Origin of the sequence: Paraburkholderia sediminicola (assembly GCF_046026675.1) — a bacterium.
Taxonomy (GTDB): Bacteria; Pseudomonadota; Gammaproteobacteria; order Burkholderiales; family Burkholderiaceae; genus Paraburkholderia; species Paraburkholderia sediminicola_F.
In genome coordinates this window covers 3,607,735-3,630,199 of record NZ_JAQQEY010000001.1, presented here as the reverse complement: position 1 = coordinate 3,630,199, position 22,465 = coordinate 3,607,735, and the positions used below count along the sequence as shown (strand labels likewise).

Annotated in this window: 21 protein-coding genes; 11 read left to right on the top strand and 10 right to left on the bottom strand. The window is 56.7% G+C overall.

All coding sequences use genetic code 11. From position 1 onward, the window contains the following. The first annotated feature begins 323 nt into the window (after positions 1-323). On the top strand, positions 324-1,373 hold the full coding sequence (locus PQQ86_RS15780) for a winged helix-turn-helix domain-containing protein (protein ID WP_408268402.1): 1,050 nt from the start codon (positions 324-326) through the stop codon (positions 1,371-1,373). A 455-nt stretch (positions 1,374-1,828) separates the two neighbouring features. Here the strand turns inward: PQQ86_RS15780 and PQQ86_RS15775 are convergent, their stop codons facing one another. From PQQ86_RS15775 to PQQ86_RS15765, 3 genes are read right to left on the bottom strand one after another with little or no spacing between them, the layout of a single operon-like run. Then, positions 1,829-2,923 (bottom strand): adenosine deaminase family protein, encoded by a 1,095-nt coding sequence (locus tag PQQ86_RS15775; protein ID WP_408268399.1) that lies wholly within the window; start codon positions 2,921-2,923, stop codon positions 1,829-1,831. A gap of 46 nt (positions 2,924-2,969) precedes the next feature. Then, positions 2,970-4,274: an MFS transporter gene (locus tag PQQ86_RS15770; RefSeq protein ID WP_408268395.1), complete on the bottom strand. Its 1,305-nt coding sequence runs from the start codon at positions 4,272-4,274 to the stop codon at positions 2,970-2,972. 60 nt (positions 4,275-4,334) lie between these two features. Beyond that, the gene (locus PQQ86_RS15765; protein ID WP_408268392.1) at positions 4,335-5,411 is read right to left on the bottom strand and encodes a porin; all 1,077 of its coding nucleotides are present in this window, start codon (positions 5,409-5,411) and stop codon (positions 4,335-4,337) included. A gap of 129 nt (positions 5,412-5,540) precedes the next feature. On the opposite strand from PQQ86_RS15765, the gene PQQ86_RS15760 reads away from it, so the two are divergent. Further along, positions 5,541-6,494 (top strand): LysR family transcriptional regulator, encoded by a 954-nt coding sequence (locus PQQ86_RS15760; protein WP_408268389.1) that lies wholly within the window; start codon positions 5,541-5,543, stop codon positions 6,492-6,494. Between the two features lie 237 nt (positions 6,495-6,731). Next, positions 6,732-8,183, top strand: a complete 1,452-nt coding sequence (locus tag PQQ86_RS15755; RefSeq protein ID WP_093647944.1) for an IS1182 family transposase — start codon at positions 6,732-6,734, stop codon at positions 8,181-8,183. Between the two features lie 386 nt (positions 8,184-8,569). Here the strand turns inward: PQQ86_RS15755 and PQQ86_RS15750 are convergent, their stop codons facing one another. Beyond that, a complete protein-coding gene (locus PQQ86_RS15750) occupies positions 8,570-10,009 on the bottom strand; it encodes an IS1182 family transposase (RefSeq protein ID WP_171928456.1) in 1,440 nt (479 codons plus the stop codon). Positions 10,010-10,423: 414 nt separating this feature from the next. Here PQQ86_RS15750 and PQQ86_RS15745 point away from each other — a divergent pair, with 414 nt between their 5' ends. Together PQQ86_RS15745 and PQQ86_RS15740 are read left to right on the top strand one after the other, a co-directional pair. Then, the gene (locus PQQ86_RS15745) at positions 10,424-10,945 is read left to right on the top strand and encodes a hypothetical protein (protein ID WP_408268384.1); all 522 of its coding nucleotides are present in this window, start codon (positions 10,424-10,426) and stop codon (positions 10,943-10,945) included. 51 nt (positions 10,946-10,996) lie between these two features. Further along, positions 10,997-12,172: an HNH endonuclease gene (locus PQQ86_RS15740; RefSeq protein ID WP_408268381.1), complete on the top strand. Its 1,176-nt coding sequence runs from the start codon at positions 10,997-10,999 to the stop codon at positions 12,170-12,172. Positions 12,173-12,970: 798 nt separating this feature from the next. Here PQQ86_RS15740 and PQQ86_RS15735 read toward each other — a convergent pair. Next, complete coding sequence (locus PQQ86_RS15735) at positions 12,971-13,177, bottom strand: hypothetical protein (RefSeq protein ID WP_408268379.1); 207 nt, start codon at positions 13,175-13,177, stop codon at positions 12,971-12,973. Between the two features lie 14 nt (positions 13,178-13,191). On the opposite strand from PQQ86_RS15735, the gene PQQ86_RS15730 reads away from it, so the two are divergent. Continuing rightward, positions 13,192-13,437, top strand: coding sequence for a plasmid related protein (locus PQQ86_RS15730; protein ID WP_408270309.1), 246 nt, complete (start codon positions 13,192-13,194; stop codon positions 13,435-13,437). 3 nt (positions 13,438-13,440) lie between these two features. After that, positions 13,441-14,106, top strand: a complete 666-nt coding sequence (locus tag PQQ86_RS15725) for a hypothetical protein (protein WP_408268377.1) — start codon at positions 13,441-13,443, stop codon at positions 14,104-14,106. Here PQQ86_RS15725 and PQQ86_RS15720 read toward each other — a convergent pair whose 3' ends face one another. Next, positions 14,107-14,421: a helix-turn-helix transcriptional regulator gene (locus tag PQQ86_RS15720; RefSeq protein WP_408268375.1), complete on the bottom strand. Its 315-nt coding sequence runs from the start codon at positions 14,419-14,421 to the stop codon at positions 14,107-14,109. It lies immediately after the preceding gene. A 210-nt stretch (positions 14,422-14,631) separates the two neighbouring features. Between PQQ86_RS15720 and PQQ86_RS15715 the strand changes: the two genes are divergently transcribed. After that, positions 14,632-15,210 (top strand): hypothetical protein, encoded by a 579-nt coding sequence (locus tag PQQ86_RS15715; protein ID WP_408268373.1) that lies wholly within the window; start codon positions 14,632-14,634, stop codon positions 15,208-15,210. A 409-nt stretch (positions 15,211-15,619) separates the two neighbouring features. On the opposite strand, the gene PQQ86_RS15710 is transcribed toward PQQ86_RS15715, so the two are convergent. Continuing rightward, complete coding sequence (locus tag PQQ86_RS15710) at positions 15,620-16,150, bottom strand: hypothetical protein (protein WP_408268371.1); 531 nt, start codon at positions 16,148-16,150, stop codon at positions 15,620-15,622. A gap of 1,012 nt (positions 16,151-17,162) precedes the next feature. Between PQQ86_RS15710 and PQQ86_RS15705 the strand changes: the two genes are divergently transcribed. The 3 genes from PQQ86_RS15705 (at position 17,163) to PQQ86_RS15695 (ending at position 19,320) form a co-directional block, all read left to right on the top strand. After that, the gene (locus tag PQQ86_RS15705) at positions 17,163-17,447 is read left to right on the top strand and encodes an H-NS histone family protein (RefSeq protein ID WP_408268369.1); all 285 of its coding nucleotides are present in this window, start codon (positions 17,163-17,165) and stop codon (positions 17,445-17,447) included. 549 nt (positions 17,448-17,996) lie between these two features. Continuing rightward, positions 17,997-18,188, top strand: coding sequence for a hypothetical protein (locus tag PQQ86_RS15700; protein ID WP_408268367.1), 192 nt, complete (start codon positions 17,997-17,999; stop codon positions 18,186-18,188). 331 nt (positions 18,189-18,519) lie between these two features. Beyond that, the gene (locus tag PQQ86_RS15695) at positions 18,520-19,320 is read left to right on the top strand and encodes a DUF2634 domain-containing protein (protein ID WP_408268365.1); all 801 of its coding nucleotides are present in this window, start codon (positions 18,520-18,522) and stop codon (positions 19,318-19,320) included. 91 nt (positions 19,321-19,411) lie between these two features. Here PQQ86_RS15695 and PQQ86_RS15690 read toward each other — a convergent pair whose 3' ends face one another. The 3 genes from PQQ86_RS15690 to PQQ86_RS15680 form a co-directional block, all read right to left on the bottom strand. Next, entirely contained in the window at positions 19,412-20,230 is an 819-nt protein-coding gene (locus tag PQQ86_RS15690) for a hypothetical protein (protein WP_408268362.1), read from the bottom strand. 204 nt (positions 20,231-20,434) lie between these two features. Beyond that, positions 20,435-21,388, bottom strand: a complete 954-nt coding sequence (locus PQQ86_RS15685) for a hypothetical protein (protein WP_408268359.1) — start codon at positions 21,386-21,388, stop codon at positions 20,435-20,437. Between the two features lie 250 nt (positions 21,389-21,638). Then, a complete protein-coding gene (locus PQQ86_RS15680; protein WP_408268357.1) occupies positions 21,639-22,385 on the bottom strand; it encodes a hypothetical protein in 747 nt (248 codons plus the stop codon). Positions 22,386-22,465 lie beyond the last annotated feature (80 nt).

The window sequence follows — 22,465 nt, the reverse complement described above, 5'->3', positions numbered from 1 at the left end:
TCCACTTCAGCCGAAATGGGCTGGTCAAATCAATCGGACGAAGATTTTCGAGCTACCGCAGTCGGCCACGAACAGACACCCGCCTAACGATATCGAACGACCGAGAAACATTCGGCAAACAGCCATTCGAAAAATCCGGCGGTAAGGTGAGTTTGAGGCGCAGTTGGCCCGACGCCGTACTTTCCACAATATTTCAGCAAGCTTTCGACTGTATATCTGGCTGTCGGGATTTCAAGTCGACCTTCGCGAAATTTGTATTGAGTCGTGTATAAATACGGAGACCGCAATACGACATAACAACCGATTCATTTGTGCGCAGGACGATGGGCAAACCGATAGACTATATTCCTCTCGCAGAACGTAGGGCTCTTGCCGCCAAGCTTCTGTTGAACGGTGACGGTATTAGCGAAGTGTCCAGGAAGGCTCGGCTGAGCCTTCCGACCGCGAGCAAATACAAGGATCTGGTTGAACGGGGCGGGGCCGACGCCCTTGTTCGCCTTCGCATCCACGGTGGTCCCTCGCGACTGGACGATGCTTCGCAAAGCTGGCTCGTTAGCGCAATCAAGCACTCGCCTGGACTTCACGGCTATCCTGGACCGACCTGGACGATAAGCCAACTGAGCGAATTGATCTTTCGGCGTTTCGGCATCCGGTTTTCAGCTTCGCACGTTGGCTACCTTGTTCGTAGTTATGGCCTCGCATACCGTCTCACCTATTCAACGTCAGAAAAGGCGTCACCGGCTACTGCTGAGAAATCGCAGAGCGACGTCTATGCCGCCCGCCGAAAGGTCGCCGCGAAAATGTTGCTGAACGGGGACAGTGTCGAGCACGTCTCGAAAGCGCTCAACATCAGCGTGCGCACCGTTGCAAAATACAGATCAATGGTAGTAGCTGATGGCGTTGAGGCCGTTGAACAGATCAAGTCATCCGGGCGCAAGGCTACGCTTGGCCCCGAAGCTCTTGAGTGGTTACGGATGACATTGGAGGGTAGCCCCATGGCTCACGGCTACGAAACCGAACTCTGGCGAAACGGGGATGTTCAGAAACTGATCAAGGAAAAGTTCGGCGTTTACCATTCCGCTGGACACGTCAGAACTGTCGTCGGGAAGCTTGGAATGGATCACCGGATGCGATCGCCAAAGCAGCGCACGGACAAGAAGCCTTCCGCGATGAATGACGAAACGCTGGCATGGGTTGCCGCGACGCTCAGACAGTCGCCTCGAGCGCGCGGCATAGAGTCTGATCACTGGACCAACGCACGTTTGCGTACCGTGCTTCATCAGCGGGCAGGCGTCGATTATTCTCGCGGATATATCTGGGAAATTGCCGCCCGTGCCGGTGTAGCTGACCTTCTTACAAGGCGCAGGGGCTGACCAATTCATTGTGGCGCCGACCACGATCGCCCGCCTTGCTAGCCATCTGTTTTAGCGCGAATTCCCGCCCGTCGAAGCTTTACGATGAGCAGCAGTAGTGGGTCGCACTGAGACAAATAACCACCGCCCCACGACGTTGGCCATCGACCTTCACCGAACTTCCGTAGCCGACCCGCTTGAGCCGCACAGAGAGAACTTGCGAACGTCCGTTCCAGGGCACGAAATGAGACGACCATGGATGCCGCTTCGAGTTAGCCCGGCAAACTGACGCGAACAACAAGGGTGCCATGGGCAATGTCCGCGTCCGCGTTCGCGTTCGTCGACCATGCCTTCGCAGCCCGATCCTTCAGGAGCGGAAGTCCTGACGTCGTTTGCCGGGGCTCCAGCAAGCCCCGGCTGATGATTACCGCCCTTCTTTGTGACGCTGCCCCCGGGCAGCTCATACGGTTGCAGCGCTATGCCCGCTCATCCAGAAGCAATTCGGCGGCCAGCTCCTGGAATTCCACATCAAATTCGGCTCGCATGCGTCGTTTTTCCGCCTCGTCGGCCCAGCAGGCATCTATACCGTTGAGCATCAACTCACGCGCAACATCGGAGCCCCAGTTCAACATGTCGAAGAGTTGCACCCAAGCATCGGCGAGGTCGCAGCCATACAGCCACGGATCGTCGGTGCTGATCGTCAACCGCAACCCGGCATCACGCATCGCCGCAATCGTGAGGGCGCGCCGCTTGCGAAATGCCGGCACGGCAGTCGGCACGCAGGTGCAGAACGTCACGCCTCTTTCCCGCGCGAAGTCTATGGTTTCGGCGTCGGCGAGAATGTTGTAGCCGTGATCGAGACGGTCGCATTTCAATTCGTCGACGCATACGCGCACGTTATGGGGCGGCGCCGCCCACAGCGGCTGGTTCGACTCGCAAACGTGCGCGGTCCGCTTCAGGCCATGTTCGCGGGCGAGCCGATAGGCCGGTTCGAACGTCCCCGGCAGACCCTTGCCTTCAGCGAAGTCCATGCCGATGCCGGCGACGTAGCGCGACGGGTACCGGATCACATCCTTGACCATCTGCAGTGCAAGCCGGGGCGGCTTCTCGCGATCGATTGACGGGATCACCAGCGATGTGACGCCGAGGCGCTCGCGTGCCCGCTCGATGCCGTCGGTCAGGCCGTCGATCATCTGTTCATAAGACACGCCAAGCGCCTGAAACACCGTCGGATTGAAGAACATTTCGACGTGCCGGGCATTGCTGCGCGTCACCGAATCGTCGAGCGCCTCGTAGGCAATCCGCGAGAAATCCGCCTCATCGGTCACGCAATACGCGAGCGCACGCAACACCGCGAGCGACTGTTCGAAGTCGGTGGTCTGATACAACCTATCCGCATCGTAGGTCGGTAGCTCGACCACGTTCTTGATCGCGAGCTCGATGACGGTTTGGGGCCGCACTGCGCCGAGTAGATGGAAATGAAGCTCGGTTTTCGGAATGCGGCGCAGGAGCTGGTGGAACGGCGTGCTGGAGCGGCCAGTTGGCGCTGCAACAGATGTATCAATCAGCATGTGGGTATTCTCCCGGGTAGTCTCGTGTTAGGTTCCGCACAATGTTTCAGATGGCGACGGGCCGCTCACGGCGCGGCTCACGTGTTTCGATCGGCCGGTTGACGCAGAACAGATAGCAGCCTGCAGACAGCACCGCCAGCGCCGCACTGACCAGCAGCGCGTCGACGAATGAGTGAGTCGTATCGACGATCCATCCGGTCACAAAGGGCGCGAATGCTGCCCCGATGCTCGCGCCGAAGTTCTGAATGCTGCCGAGCGAGGCGACCAGATGCCGCGGCGCCGCAACGCTGACGAGCCCCCACACCGATCCGCCCGCGAGGTTCAGGCAAAGCATTGCTGCGCTGATATAGGCAACGGCGGCGACGGCGCTGTCGGTGAACGCGGCGGGCACCGTGAACGCCGCCGCGCCGAGCAGGCCCGCGCACAACGGAATCTTGCGGCTGACAATCGCGCTCGTGCCATGGCGCATCAGCCAGTCCGCGACGACACCGGAACAGAGCATGCCGACGGTACCGAACAGGTACGGCACTGCTGCGGCCCAGCCGCTGTGCGCAATGCTCAGGTGCCGCTCGCGTTGCAGATAGTTCGGCAGCCACGCGAGATGCAGGTAGACCATGTATAGGATGCCCATGAAGCCGAACATCATCGCCCAGGTGGTGCGCTGTCGGAACAGGCCGATCCATTCGTCGAAGGTCAGCTTGCACGGCGATTCCTTCAGCGTGTCGCCGGCGTCGAGATATGCGTTCTCCGCGGCGGACAGCTTTTCGTCGTCACGGTTGCGGTAGAGCAGATACCACACGAGCGCGACCGGAATGCCGATCGCCCCCATGATGACGAACATCGTGCGCCAGCCGAACGACAGGAGCAGCAGCGTCTGCAATGGGGGCGCCAGCATCGAACCGAGCGTCGTCGATGCGAGAATCAGACCGATCGGCAGCCCGCGCCGGTGCACCGGGAACCATTCGCTAACCACTTTCGATCCCGACGGATACTGCGGCGACTCACCGAGTGCAAGCAGAGCGCGCACCACGAACAGCCCGCCGACCGAGGAGACGAAGCCGCCGGCGATCTGTGCGACCGACCAGACCAGCAGGCCGGCCGCCAGCACCTTGCGTGTGCCAAAACGGTCCAGCACGCCACCGATCGGCAGCAGCGCGAACGCCAGTACCCATGAGAAGCTCGAGAGCAGCAAGCCCATCTTCGTCGCCGACAATCCAAGCTCCGTGGCGACGCGCACGTTGGCGATTCCGAGCGAGCTGCGGTCGAGATAGTTGATGATGCCGGCGACGAGCAATAGCGACACCGATGTCCACTGCATGCGCCGTATGCGCGCGTTTTCTGTCGTGTTCATGCGAGTTCCGATGGCTGGAAGCTGGAAGGCGAGTTGCACTAATATGCTCGTTGATTGACGCTAGAACTTGTGTCGTATGCCGATGCTGGCGACCGATTGCGCGTCGGTGCTCGACGGCGCGAGCGGAAACAGCACGGCGTGAACACCGGCGCTTGAGCGCATCGAATTCAGGTGCAAGTAGACATCGGTTCGTATCGACAGGAAGTAATCCGCCACCAGCCCCACCTGCTGCCAGTGATCGCCCTGCAACTTTGTATACGCGTAGTCTGCACTCAGGCGCAATGCGGGACCGAGCCGGTACGTGAGGCCGGTTTCGGCGGTACGCAATATCGCCGATTGACTGGCGCGCCGAAAGTCGACGAAGGTCGCGACGGTCCGGACGTCGAGGGCGCCAAAGCTATAGCTCATGCCGACACCGCCCGTGCCGTAGCGGTCGATTGCGGCGCCCGTTAGCGATGCGCCGAATACCGGCGTGCCGAGGTCGAACGCCGGCATGAAGTTGCGAATTTGCGTGTACGCCGCCCCCAGCTGAAAAGCGCCGCGGCGGTAGCCGGCGCCAAAGCTCATGGCGCTGTTGCGCGAAAGGCTGCCAGGCTGGTTGCCGAATGAATACAGTCCGCCAAATTGCAGGCCGCCGATGTCCGGCGACATGTACTTGACCGCGTTGTCAACGCGTTCGCCTCCGAGGCGGTCATAATCGCCAAGGTGAAACGCGTAGACATCCGAACTCACGCAGCCGTTCGACATGGGGCACAAAAAATCGAGTACGAAGTCGTATTGCCGGCCAAGGGTCAGCGAGCCGGCGCGCGGATGGCTCAAGCCCACATATGCTTGCCGGCCGAACTCCAGGCCGCCCTGGCCGAGCGCTCCATTGTTGATGGTAAAGCCATTCTCCAGCCGGAAGATCGCCTTGTAGCCGCCGCCCAGATCCTCCTCGCCGAGCATGCCCCAGCGGTCGGACTGCGCATCGCCTGAAAGCTGCATGAAGGTGCGCCCGCCCTTCTGGTTGCTGACATAGGCGAGTGAGTCGTCAAGCAACCCGTACAGCGTCACGGTGCTCTGCGCGTGACACGGTAGTGCGCACAGTGCAGCAATTGCAGCCGTTCCCCCTCCCATCCAGCGGCGTGTGTTGAACATTTTTGTCTCCAATATGATTTGGCGGACCCGCTCGTTGTCGAGTGCGCAATGGGAAGGTAGGCAGGACAAATTTCCTGAGCCAATCCCTTTTGTTTATGTCTTTATTAATTCGCTTAATGGGCTCTGCCGATGAGTGCAAGCAATGCCAGTTCAAAGCACGTCCGCCCGCTTCCGGCGCTTTCCTTGCGGCAGTTGCAGTACTTCGTTACAGTGGCGCGCACGGGCAGCTTCACAGAGACGGCTGAACGGGTCGCGGTTACACAGCCCGCGCTGAGCACCGCGATTCGTCAGATGGAAATCCTGCTCGGCGGCCCCCTGTTTGATCGGGCCACGCATCCCGTCACGCTGACTGATCTCGGACGCGACATCCTGCCGCTTGCGGAACATCTGCTTGAGACCGCCGACACGACGTTTTCATCGATGAAGGACAACGCGCGTCTGCGACAGGAAATCGTTCGACTGAGTCTGCTGCCCGCTTCAGCCGGGCGCGTGATCCCGGTGCTCCAGTCGGTCGCGCTGTCGATGCCCAAGATCCGCTACGAGGTCCGCGATGTGATTCATCCCAATCTGGCCAACGACGTGCTGAGCGGCGCATCCGACATCGGCATTGGCGTGCCGTGCGACGACCCGCGGCTGATGGAAAAGCCGCTGTTCACCGATACGCTCGCGGTCGTAATGCGCGCGGACGATCCGCTTGCCGGGCAAACCAGCATCCCATGGTCGCTTTTGAACGGGCGCAGTCTCGCGATGTTTCAACGCGGCGACATCGCCGATTGGCTCGGCAAGCTGGCCGAAGCGCAAAAGGTTCCACCCGTGGTGGTGGCGTATCGGGCCGAGTATGTGGAAACGCTTTGGGAACTTGTTCGTGCACGCATGGCGCTGTCGGTTCTGCCGCTGATGTACGAGGACTTGCTGTTCGATCCGCAGTTGACTTTCCGACCGCTCGTCGAGCCGGTGATCACGCGTTGCGTTGTCGCGCTGCGACGCGTGCCGCTAGTGCAGAGCGCGGCAGTCGATGCGTGTTTCGAAGCGCTGTGCGCGGCGCTCTCTGGCCGTGCTTCATGTTCTCAAGAGATTAAGTAGGAAGCGCAGGCGCCGAAGCGCTTGTCACGCGAGGACCTGGATGGGCTCTGACTCGCGCGCCATGACTCGCTAGAAGAGCATTCAAGAGTAAAGTGAAATCCGTTTCGGTGACCGTCTTATGTCCCACCCTGAGCGGACCGTCGCGAGTTTTCTTCGAACGACTGAAACTGGCCGAGGCCGTGTAAAAACGCGCGTGATCACCTAGACTAAATCAACCCGCTGAAACAAGAGGCGCAGATGGGGCGATTTGTCGAAGGTGCGGAACGCAGTCAGACGACACTCCTGCCGGAGTGTCTCGATGACTTTATCGCTGAAGATAATCCTGTGCGGATTGTCGACGCCTTCGTCGAAGAACTCGAACTGGCATCCCTCGGATTCGAAGGCACCACGCCGGCAAGCACCGGGCGACCTTCTTACCACCCGGCCGTGCTGCTCAAGATCTATATCTACGGCTATCTCAATCGCGTGCAGTCTAGCCGACGCCTGGAGCGGGAGTGCCAGCGCAATGTCGAATTGATGTGGCTGACCGGCCGGCTTGCGCCAGACTTCAAGACGATTGCCGAGTTCAGGCGGAACAATGGTGAGGGCATTCGCAACGTGTGCCGTCGCTTCGTGATGATATGCCGGGAGCTGAAGCTGTTTACACAAGCGGTCGTAGCCATCGACGGTAGCAAGTTCAAGGCGGTCAACAGCCGCGACAACAACTTCACGCCCAACAAGATTGCACGACGTCAGGAGCAGATCGAGCAAAGCATCCAGCGTTATCTGGACGCACTGGAGACCGCCGATCGCACTCAACCAGCCGAGGTAGAAGCGAAGACTGAACGCCTACGGGAGAAGATTGAGACGCTGCGTGAACAGATGCGCGATCTGGATCGCGCAGCGGAGCTTCTAAACGACCTGCCGGAAAAGCAGGTCTCGCTGACCGATCCCGACTCACGCTCAATGGTCTCTCAAGCCAAGGGTACGGGCGTGGTTGGCTATAACGTTCAGGTCGCCGTCGACGCCCGGCACCATCTCATCGTTACCCACGAAGTCACGAATGTCGGCAACGACCGGACGCAGTTGAGCCCAATGGCCAAAGCGGCGCGCGACGCGATGGGCAAGAAGAAAATCAAGGCACTGGCAGACCGTGGATACTTCAGCGCACCAGAGATCAAGGCATGCGACGACGCGGGCATTACGGCATTGGTGCCCAAATCACAAACCTCCGGTGCAAAGGCTGACGGTCGCTTCGACCGGGCCGACTTCATTTACATCGCCAGAGACGACCAGTATCTGTGTCCGGCAGGGCAACGCGCGATATACCGCTACACCTCGTTGGAGAGTGCCAATCTGCTGAAACTGCGGACCTACTGGAGCACTGCCTGCCCACACTGTCCGCTCAGAAAGCAGTGCACGCCGGCGCCGTATCGGCGCATTCGCCGATGGGAACACGAAGCGGTACTCGACAGAATGCAACGCAGACTGGATCGTCAGCTTGACGCGATGACAATACGGCGACGAACGGTCGAACACGTGTTTGGCACGCTGAAGCACTGGATGGGCTCAACCCACTTCCAGATGCGCAGGCTTGGGAACGTTTCGACTGAAATGAGCTTGCATGTGCTGGCGTACAACCTCAAACGCGTCATGAAGATCCTCGGATTTGCAAAGACACTGCGAGCGATGAAGCTCGCAGGCGCGTAATCTCACGCCTGCCTTTGCTTGTTGGCGTGGCGCAATCAGTTCAGTCGTAGACAACAGGAAGACAGGAAGCTGCGAAGGCGCGGCCTCACCAGTCGCTCGACAGACCGCCGGCTCACGCGTTTTTACACGGCCTCGGCCGAACACGGTCCGACGCAGACCTCGATCGATCGCTGATTGCAGCGGATATGCGAAAGGCATACATCGACCCAGGTTGTGTAAAAACGCGGCGCGGGCGCCCCGACGATTTTCCCCACGAGCCAATACGGCCGTCGTCGGCCTCGTTGAGCCGGTCTTACGGATATCGGGTCTTTGATGATGTTGAGAGAAGCAGAGGTGCCTGGGCGCCTTGATGCGCGCCGGCCAGCGGACCTGATGCAAGTTGGTCCTCAGGCCCGCATCTTTTGCATCATCGACCGAGTGCCGAGGATCGCCATGACGCGCCTGAGGTTGTACGCCAGCACATGAAGGCTCATCTCAGTGCTGACATGCTCGCGGGTTTTCATCAGGAAGTGCGCCGCGCCCATCCAGAACTTCAGCGTGCCAAATGGATGCTCGACGGTCTGACGGCGTATGCGCATCATGTCCGGCTTCTGGTCAAGCCGTTGCTGCATCGCTTCAACGACGGCCTCATGCTCCCAGCGCTTTATGCGGCGAGCCTGTTTGCCGGATGTGCACTGTTTCCTGATGTCGCAGGTAGTACAGGCCGAGCTCGAATAGCAATGCAGCGTCATGCCATGTTCGATGTTTGTGAAACGCCAGTTGAGCCGCTGCTGGGCAGGGCAAATGTACTCGTCATCTTTGGCAACGTAGATAAAATCCTGCTTGCCGAAGTAACCGTCAGCGACCTTGCCTGAAGTCAGCGGTTTAGGAACGAAGGCCGTAATGCCCACCTCGTGGCACTGCAGGATTTCCTCGCTCTTGAAGTAGCCCCTGTCCGCAACAACGGTCAGTTCGGTGATGCCGGTGGCCGCCCGCGCCTGGGCGGCCATGTTCGACAACTGGCTGCGATCGTTGCCGACGTTCGTGACCTCGTGCGCCACGATCAGATGATGCGCGTCATCAACGGCTGTCTGAACGTTGTAGCCGACCATGCCGGTTCCCCGACCGCTCGTTGCCATTGAGCGTGCGTCTGGATCAGTCAGCGAGATCTGCCCATCTGGCGAGTCGCGCAATCGCTGCTCCATAATCTTGAGGTCCTGCATCTGCTGTTTGAGCTTGCTGATCTTGTCGCTGATGCGACTCGTCTTCGCTTCAGTAACATCGGATTGAGTCCGGTCTGCCGTCTCCATTACGGAAAGATATCGCGCGATGCTCTCATCGATCTGCTGCAGGCGCGCCTGAACCTTCCCGCTCGTAAAGTTGCGATCACGATTGTTGACGGCTTTGAACTTGCTGCCGTCGATGGCCACTATCGATTTTGAGAAGAGGTCCAGGTTACGGCATAGCACGATGAACTGGCTGCACACATTGCGAATCGCTTTGCCGTTGTTACGACGGAAATCAGCGATGGTCTTGAAGTCCGGCGAAAGGCGGCCTGTTAGCCACATGAGCTCAACATTGCGTTGAGTCTCACGTTCCAGACGCCGACTCGATTGAATCCGATTTAGATAGCCGTAGACGTAAATCTTGAGCAACACGGATGGATGATATGAGGGGCGTCCCGTCATCGCGGGAGCGGTTCCGTCAAAGCCGAGATCATGAAGATCAAGCTCATCGACAAAGACGTCGACTACGCGCACTGGATTGTCGTCGGACACATAGTCCTCGAGATACTCGGGCAGCAAAACAGCTTGCTTACGGTCTTCGCCTTCAACGAATCGCTTCATATGACCGCCCGACCTGAATGCGTTACTTCAGTTTAGGCGATCAGCATGCGTTTTCACACAAGCTGGACCCACAAGGGACCCCTGCGACTTTATACATAGCGGCCGTTCGTGAGCCACGGTCGAAGCATGTAATCTATCGTCACGATTACCGAGCGCGATGCATAATCGCGAAGTGGATTGACTTCGGTAACGAGTAGCCGTCACCCAGAGTCACAGCACGCTGCAACGAGTGGTCGGCGAGAGTTGATCCGCCAACCAGCTCCGGTTCTAACTGAAGGGAGCAGGGTCAATGGGGCATGTTGGGGGTCGCGGTGCGCATGGACTTCAGATTTGCCGCGCTCTATGAGTCTGCGATAAAACTGCTCTTTGATGTGGTTGAAATTAATTATCGGACTTTTTGCTGAGAAAAGTAAAATGTACAAAGGAAATATTGCCTTAAAATCGAGTTTCTCGATATTGATAGGATCTGTTATCAGCGCTCGCGCAGGCATAGAAAAAAAGCTCATTCTGGAGATTGGTGATGGGAAAGCCCCAGTTGGCTTTCAGCGTGTCAGGGAGGCCGACCCAAAGTCTTACGAACTCTTGGTTCTTCTTCGAGACGCCCGGCATATCGCGGCACACGATGAGATTGATAATTATCAAGCGGAGTTTCGTGCTCTACTTGAAGCCTGCGAAAAATTTGTTCATGAAGTTAATGGAACATGGCCAAATGGCTGGAAGAATTGTCTGAGTGAAAAAGGGTTTTTCTTTGCGAGCAGGGATTATTCTGCGTTCGAAAGGGCAGTCGAAATTCTTTTCCACGAGGTCGCAAAAAAGTTCGACATAAAACTGGAGTCGATCGCAGCTCTCGATGGTTTCTACCCGCCGGGTGTCCCGAGCCTGACGCAGAGAGTTGAGCAGTTGGTGTTGACGCGCGATCCCCACGATTTCCTCTAGGCTATTACGGAACAAAGAGCACGATTTTTAACTGAACAATTCCAATCAAGTATGCAGCCAGCTATCTTTGAATGCTTGTATTGCGCGCAACAGTTTCACACCGAAGATTCGAGTCTCGAACATGCAATTCCTCAATTCATGGGAGGGGCATACGCGCCGTCTCAGTTTATGCTTGAAAATGCTTGCAGGGACTGTAACAACAAGCTCGGGCTATTCGTGGACGCGTCATATGCGAAATCGTGGTTTGTGACGAATGGCATGACGGTCGCTGCTGGGAAACTATATAGGGGGCTGGGCGATTCACCGCTACCTCTCGTTTGCATCGGGAAGACCGCGATATCAGGATTGGTTGTCCCACCGGATCACGTGGCGGAGCATTGGATAGGTCCGTCCGGAGAAACGATCGTCTGGGTACGATACGAAGACGAGCGCACGTTCTGGTACTCCGGCGGAAATCCAACCGACCGGAAGCGAAAACCATCGGCTGCTTATTTGTTCCTGACCAGCCAAGATTCGACACGTTGGCAAATGGGCATCGCAAGCTTTTTGGATGCTTTCAAGAGCAAGAAAATTCGCAAAATTCTCGGTACACCGGTCGCTGGGTTGGCTAGCAACAGCGCGTGGCCCGGATTCGATGTCGCTGATGCGCAAGAGATATCTTCCGTTGCAGCTATCCGTGCGGCACTAGCCGCCGGGACGCTTCTAGCCAAAATCAGATTTAACGGAAAGTTTGACCAGAGGTTCATCGCAAAAATGTCGCTCGCAGTCGGGTATTCACTCTTCGGTGAGCCTTATCTCGCCACAGAGCACGCTCATGAAGCTCGCAAGGGCTGTTGGCCATCAGCAAACAACCAATCGAAGTTGCGCGGGGCCGCAAGTCTTGTCCATCAAGCGGATCCCCGTTTTTCCCAATTGATGGGTTACCCGGGAGGTGTGGCACTCTGCGTCACGTGGGTTAGATCTGGTTACGTCCTGAACGTAACGATCGATGAAAAGCTACCCTTCACCGTGGAACTTGCTCCTTCGAGCCTGACCAGCGCTTGGGTAGACCGTGAGGGCGGATACGTACTGCTGCTTTTTCCGCAATTAAGGAAAGCGTTGGAGTTGACTTTGCCCGAACTGATTGCTCATTCGACTGGCGTCGCCCAAAACATGGAATTGGATAAACTCGACGCGATCAGGTCTCAGGCAAGCTCGTTCATGGGTCAATTAGGCCCGGTGCAATGACTCTATCGCGTCATCGCAAGTTGCTTAGACGGCGCTACTCAGGCACGCCCGCACAAGCAAGTAAGCCAACCATTTTTCTGCTTAACCGCGTCCGGAGTTGATCATTTCGGGGGCGCCCAAAAGACCATACAGTGGAAAGGTGTGTCGTCGCGTCCACTCGTTCCAGAACGCTCTCGAGCTCAGCAATATGTTGGCAACGGTCGCTCATCGAAGTCATCGGCGGACAGCTTGCGCGCGCAACCAGCTTGCGGCTCATGCCGCGCGATGACTTCCGGACCAGCCCGGCGCGAAGGCCTTTCCTGAGTCGCAGAGCGCTCATGCCGAAGCAGCGCAGCAGTGTCCGGCACAGGTTTCGGACTGCCAAACACCTGAAATTGCTTGATTTGCACAAAAAATAAGCAGACTTGCCCGTTTTTCCTACGAAGAGTGTGCCCCGGACGCAACGTTGCACTGCAGCAATAATTACAAATCTTTCGTTGTTGGCGAGCGGGACGTGGAGCGGCTGACGCTTTGAATCCATGCTTTCCCGCTTAGCGTGGGAAGGATGGCCCACTGGTGGGGCTGTAATCGGGTCAGAGAGCGATTTCTACGTCCGGAAGTCCCTAGGAAATCTCTTGCAACACCCGGGTCGGGCAAAATAGCGGGCCGGGATGCCGTTTGATCGATCCCTTTTATTTATTCGGCCATTTGTGTTACATTTCGCTCGATGAGTGGCCGATTTGGGGCGTTTTTCGACCATTTATGAAGAAAAATGCCAGTTTTTCGGTGTCCGCCTGATTCGCTCAGGTGACTTGACCATCAACCTCGACTTCCGGCATCTTCACGCCCGGCAACTGCCTCCGATAACGTCTCCGCTGAGCCGAAACGTACTGCTGCAGCCTCGCGTTTCAGCTTTTTCACCCAACTTGAGCCTTTGATACCGGAATCCAGCCGGGGATGACGCTCGCGCAAAATATTCAGTACACCTGACAATGAAACAGAGCAGCCGAAAATTTCTTTTTCCACTAGGCCGCACCGTGATGACGCCCGGCGCACGCGAACTGATGCACCGCACCGGAACTCACCCCTTCCAACTATTGCTGCGACACCAGCGCGGTGACTGGGGCGTGCTGGATGCAGAGGACCGCGCCGCCAATGAACGCGCCGTGATATTGGGCGGGCGACTCCTGAGTGCGTACGAAGTCGGTCCAGGCAAGGAAAAACTTTGGGTGATTTCGGAGTGGGACCGCAGTGCGACCACGATTTTGCGCCCGGACGAGTACTGACCCATGAGCTTCGTCGTGCAGCGGTTTCACCCGCTCATCCGTCCGGGTCAGAGTTTGAGTGCGGCTGGATCGAAGCTTCCCGTTCATAGTCAGCAGGGCCAGTGGGATTCGGCGTGCGCGCTGTATTGCGTAGCGATGGCACTGCAGATTACCGGGCTGATTACCGACTCATCGTGCATCGCCACGCATCGGCGGCGGCTTGAAGCTGCATTCTGGAAAAGAGCAGTCAGCTACTTCTTCACGGGGGCGACGTTCCGGGAACTTGAAGCGCTCATTGCGGAGCTCGACTGCGGCATGCGAACGAAGGTTGCCGAAAGTGGGGTGCACCGGGAAGTCATCGCATTCATCGAGCGCGAACTGGCGAGAAAGAGACTGGTGATATGCAGTTGGCGCGGAGTCGGGGAATCGCATAGCCACGCGGTACTAGCGATCGGCGTTCAAGGTGTCGAGGATGCCCGTCGGTTCGATGGGCAAACACTGCTGCTACTCGATCCTGCCGAAGGGCCACCCGCGAAAATGGCGACGTGCAACGCGCGACTTCACTATGCGGGCAGGGAACCCGGCAAGTGGCCACGATACGCAACGTACACCACCATCGACGCGACGTTTTCGGTCGTACTGAACGGGGCAATCTCTATCGACGGGAGCGAGCCGCAGAAGCCTCCGTAGCTACCGAAGTGGTCGGCGCTTAGGCTGAGGGCTGACATCTGTGCGGTGCTCATCGGATGGCTTGAGGGCGAGCTTCAATGGCTCAAACAGGTCAGACAACGTAATGCCAAGCACGTAGCAGATAGTCGCCAGCGTCTCTACCGTGGGATTCGCGATGCCGCGCTCGATAGCACTGACGCGAGTCCGATCTAGACATGCCTCGTACGCCAGTTCCTCCTGAGACTTATCTGCTTCGATCCGACATGCTTTGACGCGCTTGCCCACGGCTGTCGCCACTGCGTTACGCCGGTCTCGGATTTTTGGTTTCGTAGCCATGGCGTACAGAATGCGTTTCCGACGCCTTCATAACCACGGTTTATAATAGTCTTTTAAATGAAGTTTATAGGCATCATGTTTACGGTAAAATCGCCTCGCTTTGGGTTGCTGCAAGGGTGGCTAACAGGAAACGGGGATGGAAAACATGTTGCATATCCGGATCGCGGTCAATTCTGGATATGTGAATGCAATCGAAGGAAATCAAAAACCATGAAAATTTCACGAATTTCAGCTATTGCTTTAGCGGCCCTCGCACCTGCCATCGCGAACGCCCAACTGAGCCAAATTCTTGGCGTGATCCATTCGGCTCAAATCGCCGTCGCCCAAACGGCGCAAGTTCAGCCTCAGCAAGACACCGCGCAATTGCAGGCGCAGCAAGCTCAGCAGAAGCGGATTGACTACCAGACGCAGCATCCCGTGTGCAACGCCAACTGCCCGCTCGACCCTGCGGACCAAGCGAAGTACGACGCGCAACAGCGACGGGACCAACAGGAAGGACAGCAGCAGCTACAAGCTGCCCGGAATGTATTGGCGATATGTCCCGATCTGGCAAACGCAAAGTTCAACTCCGCCGAACGGATCATTCGCTGCCGGAACAAAGGACTTACGGAGGAACAGCAAATGACGGTTGTGGGCGGATTGCCGCCTTTGGCCCAGGCATATGCGGCGTCTATGGTCCAAGACGTATACGAGGACAACGTCACTGATCCGAGCAGAGGGAAATCAATCTCCGACTATTACAACGCTTGCCTCCAACGCGGGACGCCATGCGCCCGACCGAAGTGGTAAGCAGCTCCGTTGACTAGCTGACTTCTGGCCATTCTGGTCGAGGAAGTCAGGAAAGAATTCGCTGTCGAATCCCTCGCGCTTGTGGCGATACCGACGGGCGGCTTTGTGTTCGCGAATCGGAAGATGTTTTTCAAGTACCGGTTCTGAATCTTGCGCGGCCTCGGAAAAATTCTGAGTTACTGTAGTACACGCACTTCTCCTGCGAGCAGCGCATTGCTGCTCGCAGGAGGGCAACTCTGATTCGGTGATCGCGTCGCTCACAACGTACCGCAACTGACACTCCTCGACCCGTTGCAGGCGGTGATTTTGACGCCACAGAGCTGAGGGCTGTTAAGCGCACGGAAGTGTCGAGCGGGAGTCCTGCCTTTAAATGCAGCAGAATCGGAAAGGAAGATTGCTCTACGACGGCCTAGCAGAGCACATTGTCGTTGGTTGCATGATGGTACCAAAACTCAAAGGCTTTATAGAGCACTTCAATTCCATCACGCACTCCTTCGTCGTCGATGATCTCCAGGCGACCTACGGCGTTTTCTACCTCCGATGTCTTATCAACATCGTCTGGGGTCATTCGCGCCGCCGTGATCCCCGCGCACACAACGTGCTTCGAGCCATTACAGATGGATTGACAGACATTCAACTCGGGGCACGCGCTTACGGCCCACTTAACAAGGTCGTCCTTCGTCAGTCGACGCCCAGTCACGCCCAGCAGGTCTTTCAATTCCGGCTTGTCGCGGGCTGCGGCAGCTATCCCGTTCCACACCCAGTCGTTCATATGCCACAAGGTGATCGCGCAATTAATCGCAGCATCACGACGGTCATCGTTCGATGCTGCGTTTGTGCACCGCTGATATTCGCGCCAAGCCTTCTTGACCATAGAGTGTGCTGTGTTCAATCCGAAGCTTCCGGTCGCAGACAGAAGATGATTGCTCATAACGCTCATAGTTTGATCCTTTGATGTGCCTCGTTGTCGTTGCGATTTTGAAACAGGTATAGAGCATCGAACGCCACGAGAGCAGATCGCGTTCGATCGCCGCCAGCCTACCCGAAAGCTGCCTCCGACGGGCGACTCCCTGTGGCCGATCACTGTCCCGCGCGGCCCGCATATGTGGTGCGATCTCCGAAATGCGTCGCGCGACAGCACGCGATGTGTTGAAGATGATCGACGAGTATAAGAGAACGGTCACGGCTCGCCAGCAAGCCGACATTCTATGGTGATCTATAAGGCAACTATCGAATGGGATAAAAATGACTGAAGACAGGAATTTCGACAACGCCGAGCGTGCCGACCTGCTATGTTTTCTTGTGCTGGCACAATTCATCGGTCACGCAAGCACGGGCGACTGGCTACGGACTGGTCACTTAGTAGAGGCCGCGCGGATGTGGACGGCGTCAAATTCGGCGGACTGTGACTGGCTCGATCGGCGAAGCTGGCGCGGATTTCGGCTGATCTTGCGCCTCAGTTCCTGACATTTCCGTGGTTCATGGGCCCGGCCAGAATGGTCGCGATGTTCGTAGATGGCTGGCGGCTGAATTACCGCTTGCCAATCATGCGAGGCATGCTTGATGTGTGCGTGGAACATCTGACGCAGCATCGGTGAAAACTCAGTCCAAAGGCGGCGGGTAGCTAGACTGGACTTATCGTCATGAGGCCTTCGCTGCAAAAAACGTTCGCTCTCCCTTTGAGGCGTCCGGGAATTATTTGACGCTAGTTCTGCAAGGACAGCTTCCCGCTTGTTAGCAAACCTTATCCAGTCCAACCCGAAAAACCATTCTTGGCCGAACCCGGAAATCTGAGAATTTGGTACTACCAACTCTTGTGGCGCTTCAGCTGTTTCCGTCTTCGCTTGTCGTCCCGGTCGCGGAACGCCTACGGATAACGGAGCAGTAGAAGGCAAATCTGATAGCATCGGTATCGGAAATTTTTCCTGTAACCCTATCTGGAGATTGAAACCATGGCGAGCAAGTCCGTTGCTGAATTGCGGGCGCAACTTGAAAAGACACAGGCGGAACTGGAAGCGGCTATCGCGGCAGAGTCAGTGGCTGTGCTCGCTGACATCCGCGAGAAGGTTGCACTCTATGGCTTCACCGAAAAAGATGTGTTTGGTCGCCGCCGAGCCGTCGGCCCGGTGGAAGCGAAATATCGGGACCCAGAAAGTGGCGAGACGTGGACCGGCCGCGGGCGAGCTCCGGCCTGGATCAAAGACGCGAAGAATCGAGATAAATTCCTGATCAAATAGCTATCCACAAAGGAGTCGTCAAGGCTCCCTTTATGCGCAGGTGTCGCTGTGGCTCTCAAAGAGAGCGGCAGCGCATCGACGGACGACAATTGCAACGCATCAGGCGTGTGTGTGCCACTGAGCCGCACGAAATAAACCCGTTCAGCGTTCAACGACGCACCCAACGTGTTTGATGCATTGCTATCCGAATAATCAGACGTAGTTTGGTTGTCGATGTTGCGAATGGCGTCGATGGTGGTGTGGTGGTGGCACTGGACGGCAATGTCGAACCAGATGGCCGCGATACCAGACGTGTTTGCACACTACACGCGGGCGCGCTTCTGCTGTCACTGGCGAGAGCATTATCAGCAACACTGCCAGCAAGCTCAATAAAACAAAGAATTTCGACACAGTGCCCCCGGTTCAATGCGCGGCATTTTACCTCGGAGCAACCACGCCGGATCGTCGTTCGCCCGAACTCGTTCAGCGATGGGATAATATCGACAGCGTTCGGGCGGTAGTTATCTGGCGCCCCAACAGACCTCAGGCAGAGCAGGTAGGAGATAGACCGTGGACTATAACGTTTCCTACGAGCACAGCCTCGCGAGTGCGCCGAACGATTTCATTGTTCATGTGCCGTCCCAGTTAGTCACCGACGTTCCTGCGACCGTGCCGCGTGCCCTGCTACCCGAATTTCTCGCCGATCTTATCCGGCAGCGTTCACCGCAGATCGGTCGAATCCGAAATTTGCGCCTTCTTTGACAACTCGGGGACCCAAGGTATGGCCGGACCAAATCGTCACGACTTTTCGGAGAAGACCAAGAGATTGCTCGCACTTCGGGCGGATCATCGGTGTTGCTTTCCTGGCTGCGAAATCCGAACTTCCAGTCCGGGCGAGGAGTCGCCAAGTGCCATTGTGAGCATCGGTGTGGCGGCTCACATCCACGCAGCGTCCCCCGGAGGACCTAGATATCTTGAAGGAATGACAGCGGAGCAACGCTCTGACATCACAAACGGCATCTGGATGTGTGCGAACCACAGCGTCCTCATCGATAGAGAGCAGGTGCGGTACCCGGCAGACGCATTGCTCAGGATGAAGTCGGATCACGAAGAGCGGCTGTCGCAAGGAATGCATGCGGGGTCCGAGTCAAATCATCCGACGGATTTTGTCGCCATCGGCCAGAGTCTTGTTTTCTCCGGTGAACTCATCGGAGCAAGCGGAACGGAATGGCGTGTGCGCATCGATCACTTCCTGATTGGTGACCTGTCCGAACTGATTGACTTCGGCGAGCGTTTCTCTCACGTTGATCCATACGATCGCTATATTCTGGTTAATGCGTTAGGTGACGGGCGGCAATTGATTGCGGCACCTAAATGGGAGAAGACACATGAGGGATATGTTGTGTCGTGCGCTGTGCGCGCGGGTTTTCCGCGCACGAACGTACACCGACTGCCAGCGGACCTGGCGCTCAACGAGGCGCACGACCTATTCTTGGTGAACGGAGACCTTGCAATGGTGTCCGGTTTGGATGCGTTCCCGCAAAAGATCAAGATGTGCCTCTCGACGCTTCGCGGCGAAGTTTTATTCCATCGGAACTTCGGGACGCGAATCAAAGAGTACTTCGATGACCTCAAGGGGTCGTCATGGCTTCCGCGTCTCATCAAACTGGAAGTTATCCGCTTGGCCTGCATACCTTACCGCGACCCCGTCGGGTTGCGGGAATACACGCCGATGCATAGCGTGAAGCGTGTTCGGAGTGTCGATCAGGTCGCGAGTGACGCCGAAGCGGACTGGCAGCCTTTCCGGTTTCTGCTTGACGTCGAAGGTGTTGGGCCTTGGCAGTGCGATATCTCAATCTTCATCCCTCGGGGCCAACGACAACACCTTGGATGATAAAACCCGGTTTGGGCGCGTACGGATTTGGCTTGTGCGTTGACCACGTTCGCTCAGTGCTAAGACCTGTTCCGTGAAACTGGTCTGCGCATCAGGGCCATTTCCTCTTGCGCAGTACGTACCCGCGTTCATCATAGAGCCACTCCAGAAATTCTTGCATCTGCGGGAACGGAGGAACTGACAAACCTAACCCATACGCCCGGCGGCTTAAGTCTGAAATAAGGTCTCTCACCGGGGATAGCAATCTGACGACGTAAAGCACCGCGTGCTTTGTTGCTTGTTGGTGAAGTCCCGGCAGTAAGAGGGCCTGCTCTGTCGAGAGTGGCTTCGTGTCCAGCCCTTGCATGAGTGTAAAAGTCTTATCCGAGATCGCTTCCGATATGATCTTCGCGGTTTTGCCTATTCGCGCCTTTGATCGGGGCGAGATATCTACGCGCAGGATCGATTCGAGGATTTCGTTGAAGTGACTGAGTGGGTCCTTACGTGCAGGTGGGGCACTCAATGCATCGAGGTTGTGATATCTGGTCGTTTGCGCGAAATCACTCAGCAGCGCGAGTATTTCTCGGGCAATTGGTTGCAGGTCATCTACTTTGGGAAGCGTCATATCTTCGTCGTACGGGATCGTAGCGCATGACCGATAGAGTTGCTGAATGTCATGTCCGTACTCTTTCAGTTGCTTTCGCGTGGGCACCTTCAGATCATTCTTCAACATATGATCGATAATAACCGTTGCTTTCAGCAGACGCTCGAAACCTATCGATAGGTTGAATAGGGCCGCGTAGAACGCGCCCTTGTTGTGCACATCCGCTGAGCGAAGCTCGGTCAATCCCGTCGTCAGGCACGAAGAGATCAAATGTCCTTCCTGCTGGAGCAAGAGGAATGATGACGGCAACGATGAGATAGTTGGCATGTTTTTCTGGTAACCGCGCAGGGCACCTTAGGCGGTGTAGCGATGGAATACTACCTAACAATGTCATGATATCCGCGGGGGGCGCTTCCCGCTTATAACGCCGATAATATCGAGCGCTGCGATTTCGAAATCGCCCGCCTGCCGTGCCTCGCGGATATGTCTGGAAGACAGCAGGGAAACAACGCGGTCTCGCTGCATGCGCTCTCAACTACGGTGGCCGTGTGTGCTTGGAATCTTGTGGCGCACGGAGCCGCGCAAGAATGCTTCGATGCTGATCAGTCGTTCTTCACGATCACCTTTTCGTTGCCACGGAGCACCAAGAACGAAAGTGTGAGATGTGCCGTACTTCTGTTTGGCCGACAGGCTGCTATCCGGTTGCAGTTCCCACTCCGGCTTTATCTCGAGGAGCGAGGTGCCTACCACCGAAACGTCAAGAGCCCACGAGAATTCGTTTCGACGGTACCAGTCTTCTTTTACCATGGCGAAGTATGCTTCGCGCTCATCGTCCGACAGGCGGTACAACGCCGCGACACGCTCCATGGCGATATCCAGCCGCCCCCTAATTCCGGCTAGGCCGAGATGAAATGTTTCGTGGCAGTCGGCGCATACTGGAATCAGCTTGACAAGGCGCTGAACACCGCACAACGCGCCTCGATGAGTTTGCCCGTCTTCGCCGGGTTCATAGTACTTCCAGATTTCATGGCAATCCAGCTTTCCTGCGGCACCGCAAAGCAGGCATCGATGTCCCGTTTCCATAAACGCGGATTGGCGGAGTCGATTCCAGCATGGCCACGTCAAAAGGTTCGAGAGACTTGATCCCCATGACGTTTCTGGAATCGAATCGGCAAGAAACGGTCGTACGCTCCTTTTGGCGGCATATGGCAAAAAATCTTCGATCGGCGGCAGATCGGCACCGGATTCTCCGAAGAGGAATACGCCATCTTCCCCTACAAGGACGCCTGCAGCCGCGTTTGCACATTGTCGAGCTTCCTGCTGCTTGAGAAGAAACAGTCGGTTCCGACTGTCGAACAGCACTTTACTGAGTTCGGATATCGTGCAGATTCCGCGCAGTTGCCAAAGAAAGGTGCCGGAGTCATCTCGAACCCTGAAGTCGCATCCGTCAATAACCACCGTTCGGAATTTACGAGTGAGTGTCATCGTTTTTTTTAGAAGCAATGCCTACGAATCGGGTCGACGCTGCCCTCAGCCGCTGACCCGGCCCTCTGCATCTGTGCCGGACTGCAAGTCGTAGCACAAGCGATGTGCAGCCCTCCCGTTAACAGGCAACCATGGCATCGCCCGCGAATACCTGGCATTCTCCGTGGACCAAGGCGGGGACCGGCGATTAGGTAAGCTAGTGCATCCGCCAAATATTGAATGCGATTGCCAATCGAGTTCGCTACCCACATCACACATTCACTTGCCGCTTCACCACAGAACGCCCACCTTCATCGACGAGTTTCTTTTCAGCGATCTTGAAGACAAGGTGTAGGATCGACCACATCAACCCAAAAATGAGAGCCGCTACCGCAAGACCGACCCACTCTCGAGCGGGGTGTGTCGTAGCAGGATCATTGAAGTTCATCAAAAGCTCGCTAAAGGGCTTCGATAACCCGGCAGCAAGAAAGAAGATCACACCCGCCGCTGCGATCATAGTTGCGAGCCAGCCGACCGCGGTCAAGAAGGGCATATTGCGCCCCGCCGACACCTCTTTCCCGACGACAGTGGCAGGAACGTACGCAACCCGCTGCGGTGCCTTGCCTCGCGTGATCAAAAATCGCGTCTCGTACTTTGCCCGTTCCCAGTCATGCTTCAGCAACAGAGCGACTCGCGCCGTTACGTCATCAAGAGCGACCAATCGTTGTGTGGCAGGTGCGGTCACTATACGATCGATGTTACTGAGAATCGAGCGATCAGCTTCGTCCTGAGGGTTCAGACGAAGCTGAAACTGAAGACGCAGACGCTGAACTTCTTGAAGCTGTCCATTTCTCGTAGCCATCGTGAGCTTGTCCGCGAGTTCGCGGATATGTTCACGCCATTTTGTCCGTTCTTTCGTAACGCTGTCGACGTGGATATTGCGCGCAGCAACCCGCATGGTCGCGAATGCGCTGATAATAGCGCCGGTCGCGGCAGCCCCTAGAATCTCGGTAAGCATTTTCTGGTTTCGATATATGTGATAAGCAAATCGATTACGTACACTATATCGACATGACGACAGTGAAACTTGAGAACCAC